9 protein-coding genes are annotated in these 10,771 nt (G+C 59.4%); 7 read left to right on the top strand and 2 right to left on the bottom strand.

Annotated features, from left to right (window positions below; translation table 11 throughout):
* Window positions 1-486: 486 nt before the first annotated feature.
* On the bottom strand, window positions 487-2,037 hold the full coding sequence (locus tag Q8R10_RS06605; protein WP_305652167.1) for a beta (1-6) glucans synthase: 1,551 nt from the start codon (window positions 2,035-2,037) through the stop codon (window positions 487-489).
* Window positions 2,038-2,406: 369 nt separating this feature from the next.
* On the opposite strand from Q8R10_RS06605, the gene Q8R10_RS06600 reads away from it, so the two are divergent.
* The 7 genes from Q8R10_RS06600 to Q8R10_RS06570 all read left to right on the top strand — a co-directional run bounded on the left by Q8R10_RS06600 (window position 2,407) and on the right by Q8R10_RS06570 (window position 10,355).
* Window positions 2,407-3,258, top strand: coding sequence for a glycine betaine ABC transporter substrate-binding protein (locus Q8R10_RS06600; protein ID WP_305652165.1), 852 nt, complete (start codon window positions 2,407-2,409; stop codon window positions 3,256-3,258).
* A 214-nt stretch (window positions 3,259-3,472) separates the two neighbouring features.
* Window positions 3,473-3,784 carry a DUF485 domain-containing protein gene (locus Q8R10_RS06595; protein WP_305652163.1) on the top strand — a complete coding sequence of 104 codons (312 nt, stop codon included), beginning with the start codon at window positions 3,473-3,475 and terminating at the stop codon, window positions 3,782-3,784.
* On the top strand, window positions 3,781-5,439 hold the full coding sequence (locus Q8R10_RS06590) for a cation acetate symporter (protein ID WP_305652161.1): 1,659 nt from the start codon (window positions 3,781-3,783) through the stop codon (window positions 5,437-5,439). Before Q8R10_RS06595 ends, Q8R10_RS06590 begins: the two co-directional genes overlap by 4 nt.
* A 245-nt stretch (window positions 5,440-5,684) precedes the next feature.
* Complete coding sequence (locus Q8R10_RS06585) at window positions 5,685-7,586, top strand: bifunctional diguanylate cyclase/phosphodiesterase (RefSeq protein ID WP_305652159.1); 1,902 nt, start codon at window positions 5,685-5,687, stop codon at window positions 7,584-7,586.
* A 161-nt stretch (window positions 7,587-7,747) separates the two neighbouring features.
* On the top strand, window positions 7,748-8,557 hold the full coding sequence (locus Q8R10_RS06580; RefSeq protein ID WP_305652157.1) for an SDR family oxidoreductase: 810 nt from the start codon (window positions 7,748-7,750) through the stop codon (window positions 8,555-8,557).
* A gap of 130 nt (window positions 8,558-8,687) precedes the next feature.
* Window positions 8,688-9,869, top strand: a complete 1,182-nt coding sequence (locus Q8R10_RS06575; RefSeq protein WP_305652155.1) for a CynX/NimT family MFS transporter — start codon at window positions 8,688-8,690, stop codon at window positions 9,867-9,869.
* 60 nt (window positions 9,870-9,929) lie between these two features.
* A complete protein-coding gene (locus tag Q8R10_RS06570; RefSeq protein ID WP_305652153.1) occupies window positions 9,930-10,355 on the top strand; it encodes a hypothetical protein in 426 nt (141 codons plus the stop codon).
* 126 nt (window positions 10,356-10,481) lie between these two features.
* On the opposite strand, the gene Q8R10_RS06565 is transcribed toward Q8R10_RS06570, so the two are convergent.
* Window positions 10,482-10,709, bottom strand: a complete 228-nt coding sequence (locus Q8R10_RS06565; protein ID WP_305652151.1) for a YheU family protein — start codon at window positions 10,707-10,709, stop codon at window positions 10,482-10,484.
* Window positions 10,710-10,771 lie beyond the last annotated feature (62 nt).

Genomic DNA, 10,771 nt, shown 5'->3' with positions numbered 1-10,771 from the left:
TACAAACGAGATCGCAATGCGTCTCTAGGGTGGGACGGCCTCCCCGGAACCTTACTGATTATCGTCAACAGCGTGTTTGAGCCTACTGTTTAACGATGACCTCAACATACAAGGGTGGGTTAGCGGCGCGGACGGTGGTTGCTTGCATCACCGCGCAAGCCGGGCACCGCGTAACCCACCATGCGGTTTGCCGGTCGAGCGCCATGGTGGGTTACGGCGCGGTCGGGTTTTGCGTTGTTGGCAGGCCGTGGTTCGCGCAATCCCCATGGATGGGGTGAATGCCGCAAGCCCGCCGGCGACCCCATGGATGGGGGAGGTAGGAAAAACGCCGGGAGCGTTTTCGAGAGCGGGCGCGGCCTAACCCACCCTACGAATTACCGCGCACCAGGTATCGCCTAACCGACCCGCACGCTTCAACACATAACGGGTACATAGCCATAAAAAAGGGATGACCGTGGTCATCCCTTTTTTGTGCGGCCGATTTGCTTAGCTGCGTGGCAACCGCAGGCTGCGCCACAGCGCGCCGAGCAGCAGCAGGCTGACGGCGGCCCAGCCGATGGCTTGCCAGTTGCCGAGGGTTTCTTCATACAGCTGCGGCACTATACCGGCGCCGATCAGTGCCGCTAGCAGGGCGATCTCGCGACGTGGCCCGGCGACCGGGCGGCACAGGTAAAACAGTGTCGGCAGCAGCAGTGCCGCGCTGGGAAAGCTGCGATAGCGGGCATCAAATACCAGCGCCAACATCATCACCGCGCCGGCAAAACCAGTTGCTACCAGCCACCAGCCGGCCCGCGCCTGCAGCCAGGCGTACAGCTGAGCGCGTCGACCGGTGCGGGCCGACAGGCTCAGCGCGGCGTGGGCCAGCACCAGCAGATTCAAACCGATCAGCGCCGCTGCCCACAGCCATTCGGCCAGGTAACGACTGGTTATCAGTGCCAATTCGGCCCACAAGCCTATGCAGCCGGCGCCCAGGGCGGCCACTGCCGGCAGTAACAAGGCGGCGCGGGTCGAGGCCGGGCGGCCAGCCAGCACTAGCGTCAGGGCCAACAAAGTGCCGCTCAGCGCCAGCCACAGCGGCCAGTGCGGCAGGTTGGACACGGGGCCGGCGAGTACGCCTTTTTCTTGCCGGTCGGCGTCAAACAAACCCCAGTAACCGCCGACTGCGCCTTCGCTGCTGCGCTTCCAGGGTTGATCGAAGGCTTCGATCAGGTTGTAGCGCCAGCCGTTTTGCTCGGCCATCTGCACGAAGCCGCGTATGAATTTGGCTTCGTTGACGCGGCTTGGCAGGGCGGTTTCACGCTGGCGGCCTTCGCTCGGCCAGCCGGTTTCGCCGATCAGAATGTCTTTCGGGGCGAAGCGGTTGCCAAAGCTCTGGCGGATTTCGCCAACGTGGGCCAGGGCCTGATCAATCCCGGCAGGGTCATCTTCCCAGTAGGGCAGCAGGTGAATGGTCAAAAAGTCCACTGCCGGGGCTACTTGCGGGTGTTGCAGCCAAAACTCCCAGACATCGGCATAGGTCACCGGCTGTTTGACCTGGGCTTTAACCTGGGCGATCAGTTTAACCAGTTGGTCGCCGGTGACTTCTTTGCGCAGCAGCGCCTCGTTGCCGACTATCACGGCATCGACCACGTCGGGGTTGGCATTGGCGGCTTGGATTAACGCCTTGATTTCGATCTCGGTATCCAGCGGGCTGCTACTCACCCAGGCGCCGAGCATCAGTTTTAGGCCGTGCTTGCGGGCCAACTCTGGCATCGCCTCTAGGCCGGTCATCGAGTAGGTGCGCACACACTTAAAACGGGTGGCCAGCAGGGCTAGATCGCTGTCCATCTGTTCGCTGCGCAGCACAAAGGGCTGGTCAAACGGGGACTGGTCTTTACCGAAGGGGCTGTAGGAGACGCACTGCAATTTATGCGTAGGCGTCGCCGCATCGGCGAGAATCACGGGTTGTCCGATGGCGTACCAAAGGCCGCCGAGGGCAAACAACGCCAGCAGGCTGGCAAACAGATAGGGCAGGGCGAAACGGGAGGATACCGGCATGGTCGGGCGCGCGTCTGAGAGCAAAGGCGCGCATCTTAGCGGATTCGCCGCACCGATAGGAGGCTTGCGCCATGCAATGTGGCCCAGCCAAGAAAAACCACGCCCGGCAACTGTGAGCGCCGCTTCGCGGGCGGCGCAACCCAGACTTGGGCAACTGAGATGAGATTTTACGTCGCTGCTGTCGTTTCTGATTGTTTCAAGGGTCGCTCTCAGAGCGCTTGCCGGGCCGGCGGCAGCCGAGTATCGAGCGGTCAGCCCTGCTGACGTGCGGCCAGCGTCTACTGCGGGACGTGACGGCGGCGTATCCAAACCAACAACAGCAGTGCAGTTGCGCGGCCAGAGTCGGGCAACCCTTTCGGAGTGGTGAAAATGAAAGTAGCAAGGTTATTAGGTGTTGGCGTCGGCGTGCTGTTGACGTTGGGAGCAGGTTTGGCCGGTGCGGCGGACAAGCCCTCGGTGAAAATTGGCTATGTCGATGGTTGGGCCGACAGCGTGGCGACCACCCATGTGGCCGCCGAGGTGATCAAGCAACGGCTCGGTTATGAGGTTGAACTCTTGCCGGTGGCCACCGGCATCATGTGGCAGGGCGTGGCCAAGGGGCAGCTGGACGCCATGTTGTCGGCCTGGTTGCCGGAAACCCACGGCGCCTACTACGACAAGCTGAAAGATCAGGTGGAAAACCTCGGCGCCAACTTTAAGGATGCGAAAATTGGCTTGATCGTGCCGCAGTACGTCACGGCGAAAAGCATTGCCGATCTGCAAACCGAGAAAGACGCCTTTGCCGGAAGGATTGTCGGTATTGATGCCGGTTCTGGCGTGATGCGCAAGACCGACGAGGCGATCAAAACCTACGGCCTGGACTACAAGTTGCTCGCCAGTTCGGGCAGTGCCATGACTGCCGAGCTGGCCCGGGCCATCAAGGCCAATAAGCCGGTGGTGGTGACGGGGTGGATTCCACACTGGATGTTCGCCAAGTGGCAGTTGCGCTTTCTTGAAGACCCGAAAAACGTCTATGGCGCCGCCGAGCATGTCGACAATATCGCTAACCCAGGCTTGGCGGCCAAAGCGCCACCGGTTTATGCATTCCTGAAAAAGTTCTCTTGGACCCCAAGCGAAATCGGTGAGGTCATGTTGGCCATCGAAGAAGGCGCCAAACCGGCTGCCGCCGCGCAGAAATGGGTGCAAGCGCACCCGCAACGGGTGCAGGAATGGCTGCAATAAGCTTGGCTTAACTGCAGCTCGTGACATTTATTGAATAACCGCCCGGCCTTTGGCTTGGCGGTTTTTTTATGGACTAAAGCCCAAACGCTTTGCTGCGGGCCCCTGCGACCTTAGTCGCAGGGGCCCGGTTTCTACGACTAAGGTCGTCTGTTGCGCAGGTACCGTCGTTTTAGAGTGGACTCACCAGCAACCCGTGCTGCGGAGGACAACAAAAATGAACGACAGCGTCTACGAGCGGATTCTAGAAAATCCGCGATTCCATGAACTGGTGGCCAAGCGCTCGCGGTTTGCATGGCTTCTTTCCGCCGCCATGCTCGGCCTCTATCTGGTGTTTATCCTGCTGATTGCCTTTGCCCCGCACTTGCTTGGGATGCGCATCAGCCCTGACTCGGTGATCACCTGGGGCATTCCGCTGGGGGTTGGCTTGATCCTGTCGGCCTTCGTCCTCACCGGTATCTATGTGTATCGGGCCAACGGTGAATTCGATCGCTTGAATAAAGCCATTCTTGATGAGGTGCAGCCATGATCCTGCGTCTATTGGTGAGCTTGGCGTTGTCGGCCTTTGCCCCGCTGCTCTGGGCCGGTGAAGCGTTAACCGGCGAGGTGCAGCGCCAACCGATGAACGTCTCGGCCATCGTGATGTTTGTGGTGTTTGTCGGTGCAACCCTGTGCATTACCTACTGGGCGTCGAAAAAGAACAACTCGGCGTCTGACTACTACGCCGCCGGCGGCAAGATCACCGGTTTTCAAAACGGCCTGGCGATTGCCGGTGACTACATGTCGGCGGCCTCGTTTCTGGGGATTTCCGCACTGGTCTACACCTCCGGCTACGATGGCTTGATCTACTCGATCGGCTTTCTGGTGGGCTGGCCGGTGATTCTGTTTTTGATGGCCGAGCGCCTGCGTAACCTGGGCAAATACACCTTTGCCGACGTGGCCTCTTATCGCCTTAAACAAATGCCCATTCGCACCGTGGCGGCCAGCGGTTCGCTGGTGGTGGTGGCATTTTATTTGATCGCGCAAATGGTCGGTGCCGGTAAGTTGATCCAGCTGCTGTTTGGTCTGGATTACTACGTCGCCGTGGTGCTGGTTGGCGTACTGATGATGCTCTATGTGTTGTTCGGCGGCATGCTGGCCACTACCTGGGTGCAAATCATCAAGGCCGTGATGCTCCTGTCGGGTGCCAGCTTTATGGCCTTGATGGTGATGAAACACGTCAACTTTGACTTCGCCGCATTGTTTTCCGAAGCGATCAAAGTGCATCCAAAAGGCGAGGCCATCATGAGCCCCGGCGGCCTGGTCAAAGACCCGGTGTCGGCGATCTCGCTTGGCTTGGCATTGATGTTTGGTACTGCCGGCTTGCCGCATATTCTGATGCGCTTCTTCACCGTCAGCGATGCCAAAGAAGCGCGTAAAAGCGTGTTCTACGCCACCGGCTTTATCGGCTACTTCTACATCCTGACCTTCATTATCGGCTTCGGTGCGATAGTGCTAGTAAGCACCAATCCAGCGTTCAAAGATGCGGCGGGCGCACTGCTCGGCGGCAACAACATGGCGGCAATTCACCTGGCTAACGCCGTGGGCGGCAGCTTGTTCCTGGGCTTTATCTCGGCGGTAGCCTTTGCCACCATCCTGGCGGTGGTTGCTGGCTTGACGCTGGCCGGCGCTACGGCGGTGTCCCATGACCTGTATGCCAGCGTATACAAGAAGGGCAAGACCAACGATCGCGATGAGATCCGCGTATCGAAAATCACCACCATTGCCCTCGGCGTGTTGGCGGTTGCCTTAGGCATCCTGTTTGAGAAGCAAAACATCGCCTTTATGGTTGGCTTGGCCTTCTCGATTGCGGCCAGCTGCAACTTCCCGGTGCTGTTCCTGAGCATGTTCTGGAAGAACCTCACCACCCGCGGTGCCATGCTTGGCGGCTGGTTGGGCTTGGTGACTGCGGTGACCCTGATGATTCTCGGGCCAACCGTTTGGGTGCAGGTGTTGGGCCACGCGCAAGCCATCTTCCCTTACGAGTACCCGGCGTTATTCTCGATGGCGATTGCCTTTGCCGGTATCTGGTTCTTCTCCATCACCGACAAATCGGCTTCTGCCGCCGAGGAACGGGCGCGCTTTCTGCCGCAGTTTGTACGTTCACAAACCGGCCTTGGCTCCAGTGGTGCAGTTGCCCACTAAAACAGTTCTCTGCGTGTGACTTTGGCGGCCTTTGGGCCGCTTTTTTTATGTTTGCAGGAGTGTAATAGCGTTCTAATAGCGCTGTTTATCGGTGTGGCGCAACAAACGCTTGCTGCTGCCCACGGCTTTGGCTAGCGTTCGCCGCTTTTAACGCGATATAACCGCGCGTAATAGTTTTTTTCGGGGCTTTAAGCGGTGATTTAGCCGCGATTTAGGGCCTCTGCTGCCGAGATGGAACTTAACGAATGAATGCACTGCAATCACCAATTTCGAGCGTGCAAGATGATCCCGTGGACCATCGCATGCAGGCCCGCCGACTGAATCAGATCGCTAATGTGCTGAGCGCGGTGCTGGTGATTATTGGCGTGCAAACGCTGGTGGCGCACAGCTGGTTGAATGCGTTCTTGGTCTTGACGGCGATAACGGTGGTCTTGATCGGCGCCCGGCTGAATCGGCGTGGTGCGACGGATCGCGCGATTTTGCTGATACTGAGTTCAATGGTGGCGCTGGTGACCACCTCCATGTGGTTTAACCAGGGGCTGTATAGCGGCGCGCTGCTGTGTTATCCGGTGATTTTGATTGTGGCCGGGATGGTTTCGCGGCTGAAGCTGTTCGTCGGCCTGCTGCTGGTGATGCTCGCTGCAATCGCCGGCATTACCTACGCATCGATAACCGGCTGGCAGGTGTTTGTACCCTTGCCGCTGGGCATTGGCCGGATGGTCAATATCAGTTGTGTACTGCTGGTGTGTGCCTGTGCGGTGTGGATCTTGGCCAATGATTTGCGCGAGACCATGCAGCGCTTGCAACAGGAGATCCTGCGGGTCAAACACTCCGAGGCCAACTTTACCCACCTGGCCCAGCATGATGCCCTGACCAACTTGCCCAATCGCTTATTGGTGCGTGATCGCATGGATCAAGCCATTGGCCAGGCCCGGCGCTACAAGAAAAAGGCCGCCTTGCTGTTTCTCGATCTGGATAACTTCAAAACCATCAACGATTCCCTGGGCCATAGCGCCGGTGACGAGTTGCTCAAGGAGGTTGCCAATCGCCTGCGCGGTGCGGTGCGGGAGATGGACACCGTTAGCCGGCAGGGCGGCGATGAGTTTCTGATTGTCTTGACCGATGTGTCTGACCTGGCGGCGATTTCCGCCGTGGCCGCCCATGTGCTGGAGCAACTGGCGCAGCCCTTCGCGTTGAAAGGCATGCAGATAGTCACCTCCATTTCCATCGGCATTGCCCTGTACCCCCAGGATGGCGATGAGTTTGACCTGTTGTTGAAGCATGCCGATATCGCCATGTACCAGGCCAAGGCCGCCGGGCGTAACGCCTATCGGTTTTTCGATCAGCAAATGAACGTCGATATTATCGAGCATTTGAACCTCGAAGCAGGCCTGCGCCAAGCCTTGAGCCAGCAGCAGTTCGTGCTGCATTTTCAGCCGATTGTGGATCTTCACAGCGGCCAGTTGCTGGCCGCCGAAGCCTTGATTCGTTGGCAGCATCCCGAGCACGGCTTGATGGCGCCCGACACCTTCATCGCGGTCGCCGAGCGCTCGGGCCTGATTGTCGAGATCGGTGAGTGGGTGCTGAACGAAGCCTGCCGGCAGCTGATGGTCTGGCAGGCCGCAGGTTTGCCGCGCCTGGTGTTGTCGGTGAATATTTCTTCGGTGCAGTTTCGCCGTGGCAATCTGGAAGCCTTGGTTGCCAGCGCCTTGCAGCGCTTCGGGCTGGATGCGGCCTGCCTGGAGTTGGAACTGACTGAGTCGATGTTGCTGCACGACTCCGAGGCCTTTATGGGCATGCTGCAGCACCTGAAAACGCTGGGGGTCAAGTTGTCGATTGATGACTTCGGCACCGGCTACTCGAACCTGTCTTACCTGCAGCGTTTTCAGGTGGATAAGTTGAAAATCGATCAGTCCTTTGTGCGCAAGCTGCAGGGTAATGTGCAGGATCAGGCGATAGTCACGGCGATTATTCAAATGGCCAAGAGCCTGCAGTTAATCACCACCGCCGAAGGCATCGAGGATGAGCCGACCCGGCAATTACTGGCCAGCCTGGGTTGCGATCAAGGCCAGGGTTATTGGTTCTCGCGACCGTTACCAGCCGCCGAATTTGCCGCCTTCGCCCAGCGCCCAAGGCTGGCCGAATAAGGCGCTGCAGCGCTCAAGCCCGCCGCAGCGGCATCTGGATTGGCCGCGCATCTTGGGGGTCTGGGGCGAAGTATTCAGCCGCTTTATAACGCTCCAGGCGGCGCCAGGCCCTGGTTACACTGCTGACTACTCTCTACTCCCCCCAGCAAATAGGCCTAAAGATGCAAAAGCGCATGATGATTACCGGTGCAGGTTCAGGTCTTGGCCGCGAAATTGCCTTGCGTTGGGCCCGTGAGGGCTGGCAGCTGGCGCTCTCGGATGTCAATGATGCCGGCTTGGCCGAGACGCTGCAGTTGGTGCGCGCCGCCGGTGGCGATGGCTTTACCCAGCGCTGCGATGTGCGCGATTACAGCCAGCTCACCGCCTTGGCCCAGGCGTGCGAAGAGAAGCTCGGCGGCATCGACGTGATCGTCAATAACGCCGGGGTGGCCTCGGGTGGCTTTTTCGATGAGCTGTCACTGGAAGATTGGGACTGGCAGATTTCCATCAACCTGATGGGCGTAGTTAAAGGCTGCAAGGCCTTCTTGCCATTGCTGACCAGCAGTCACGGCAAGATCGTCAATATTGCCTCCATGGCCGCGCTGATGCAGGGCCCGGCCATGAGCAACTACAACGTCGCCAAAGCCGGTGTGGTGGCGCTCTCGGAAAGTTTGCTGATTGAACTGAAAGAGCAAGAAGTCGGCGTGCATGTGGTCTGTCCGTCGTTCTTCCAGACCAATCTGATGGACTCCTTCCGCGGCCCGACGCCGGCGATGAAGCAGCAGGTCGGCAAGTTACTGGAAAGCTCGCCGATCAGCGCGGCCGAAATTGCCGACTACATCTACCAGGCCATCGAGCGTGGCGAGTTTATGATTTTGCCCCACGAGCAGGGCCGTATGGCCTGGGCCTTGAAGCAGAAGACCCCGCAATTGTTGTACAACGAGATGGTCAGCATGGCCGGCAAGATGCGCAAAAAGGCCGCCGCGGTCTGATCCCTCTGCGCCTGTAAACTTGGATTGTTTTCTGTCTGCTCGGACAGAAAATGTCCGGCTGGGGTTGCTGGCGGGCGCGGGGCAGGGGTAGGGTGGCGCTCCTGTCCTGACGCCAAACACTGAGAGTCCCGTGAAAGTTGCTCCCCGAGCCCTGTATCTGCTGGCTCTGGTGCTGGCGGCGATTAATCTTCGCCCCGGCATCACCTCCTTTGCCCCCCTGATTGAACGTATCGCCACTGACCTGTCGCTGAGCCGTGGCTTGGTCAGCCTGGTCACTGCCTTGCCGGTGCTGTGCATGGGTTTGCTGGCGCCTTTTGCGCCGCGTGTGGCGCTGCGTTTTGGCCTGGAACGGACCATTAGCGTTTGCCTTGGGCTGATTCTGTTGGCCTTGTTGGTGCGCTTTGAAGGCCAGCGCAGCGTGGTGCTGATCAGTAGCGCCGCCCTGCTCGGCGCCGGTATCGCGATTGCCGGGCCCTTGTTGTCGGGCTTTATTCGCCAGCATTTCCATGGCCATATTGGCCGGGTGGTGGCCTGGTATTCGCTGAGCATGACCATCGGTGGCGCCTCGGGCGTGGTGCTGACGGCGCCGGCGGAAACCTGGTTGGCCCACGGCTGGACCTGGGGATTGGCGGTGTGGAGCGTGCCGGCGTTGTTGGCGCTGTTGTTGTGGGCGTGCTTGCCGAATCAGTCGGTGGCGCCAATCGGTGAGTCACAGGCAACTGGGCTGCCGTGGCGTGAGCCGCGAGCCTGGCTGATTACCGCGTTCTTTGCGATTCAGGCCGGGTTGTTCTACACCTTGGCCACTTGGCTGGTGGCGCGCTATCACCAGGCGGGCTTGAGCTTGCTGGACAGCAACAACCTGTTCAGTTTGTTGATGCTGGTGGGTTTGCCGAGTTCTTTTCTACTGCCCTGGATCGCCCAGCGCCGCGATAATCGCTACGAGCTGCTACTCGGCTGTGGCCTGATCAGCCTGCTGTGTTTGGCTATGATTACCTTCCAGCCGTTGCTGTTGCCGCAGCTTTGGGCGGTGTTGTTGGGCATGAGCCTGAGCGGCTCGTTCGCCTTGTCGATGGTGCTGCCGCTGTACGAGGTGGACTCACCCTTGGCGGTCAGTCGCTGGACCTCGATGATGCTCTGCGCCGGCTACAGCCTGGCCAGCCTGACGCCGGTATTGACCGGGTGGGGCCGTGATTTAAGCGGCAATTACCAGTGGCCCTTTGTGGCGCTGACGGTCATGGCGGGGCTGCTGTGTGTGTTTGCCTGGCGCTTGCGGGCGGGCAAACCGGGCAAGGGTCAAAATTTTGTCGGTTAGTTCCTTTCCTCCCGCTCTGCAGCGTGTTAGAAGGCTGCACGGATTTTCTGGAGCGACAGTGTGGAGTCTGAGTCAATCGTCTACGGCTGCATCCGCGACTGGCCGTCTGAGCATTTAGAGCAGCGCTGTTTGCGCCGCGAGACTAATCGCCAAGTGCTGGCCAGCTTGCCCAGCGGCGAGGCCTGGCCGTTTCTGGGCCGCGAGATGTTTTCCAATTGCGCGACTGAGGGCGAAGGCCTGTATCAAACCCAGGTCATCCACTTTGGCGCGAGCTATAGGGCGCTGGAGTACGAATGGCGGCTGTGGATCGAGCAGTTCGAGGCGCTGTTGAAGAACCTCTACTGGGCTAGCGCCGTGGTGCACCTGGAGACCGAGCTGAACGGTTGCCATACCTTTCGCTGGGACTCGGAACGCGGCTTTCATAGCCCGCAAGAAAGCGACATGCGGGTGCGTTGCGTGTGGGAGCGCGAGGGGCTGCGCGGTTAACTTGGGTTATCTCCCTGGTATGTGTTGCACACCGCATGGTGGGTTACGCGGCGCCCGGCTCGCGCGGTGATGCAAATAACCACCGCCCGCGCCGCTAACCCACCCTACGAATTACTGCGTGCCGGCTTACGCGAGCCATTCGCGCGGTACATCGTGCTTTAGCAGCAGCATGCATTGCTGGCTGTCGGGGTCGAAAGCAATTACCGCGCTGCCCTTGTTGAGGGCCAAGCGAACCCGTGTAACGCGGGTCTCGAGCGGGGTTTCATCACCATTGTCGGTGCCCTCGCGGGTGACGAAGTCTTCAATCAGACGGGTCAGGGTGTCGGCTTCAAGCAACTCTTGGGCGATTAACATGGTTGGCGCCTCCTCAGCGCCGGGCGATGTTAGCAGCTGTCGAGTGTCTGGCCAGGTTTGTC

Source organism: Pseudomonas sp. (assembly GCF_030698175.1).
GTDB lineage: Bacteria > Pseudomonadota > Gammaproteobacteria > Pseudomonadales > Pseudomonadaceae > Aquipseudomonas.
This window is presented reverse-complemented; position numbering and strand designations above follow the sequence as displayed.

What these genes read in the sequence shown, in the direction of transcription:
- Q8R10_RS06605 (WP_305652167.1), bottom strand. Translation starts at nt 2,037, where the DNA reads ATGCCGGTATCCTCCCGTTTCGCCCTGCCCTATCTGTTTGCCAGCCTG.
- Q8R10_RS06600 (WP_305652165.1), top strand. Translation starts at nt 2,407, where the DNA reads ATGAAAGTAGCAAGGTTATTAGGTGTTGGCGTCGGCGTGCTGTTGACG.
- Q8R10_RS06595 (WP_305652163.1), top strand. Translation starts at nt 3,473, where the DNA reads ATGAACGACAGCGTCTACGAGCGGATTCTAGAAAATCCGCGATTCCAT.
- Q8R10_RS06590 (WP_305652161.1), top strand. Translation starts at nt 3,781, where the DNA reads ATGATCCTGCGTCTATTGGTGAGCTTGGCGTTGTCGGCCTTTGCCCCG.
- Q8R10_RS06585 (WP_305652159.1), top strand. Translation starts at nt 5,685, where the DNA reads ATGAATGCACTGCAATCACCAATTTCGAGCGTGCAAGATGATCCCGTG.
- Q8R10_RS06580 (WP_305652157.1), top strand. Translation starts at nt 7,748, where the DNA reads ATGCAAAAGCGCATGATGATTACCGGTGCAGGTTCAGGTCTTGGCCGC.
- Q8R10_RS06565 (WP_305652151.1), bottom strand. Translation starts at nt 10,709, where the DNA reads ATGTTAATCGCCCAAGAGTTGCTTGAAGCCGACACCCTGACCCGTCTG.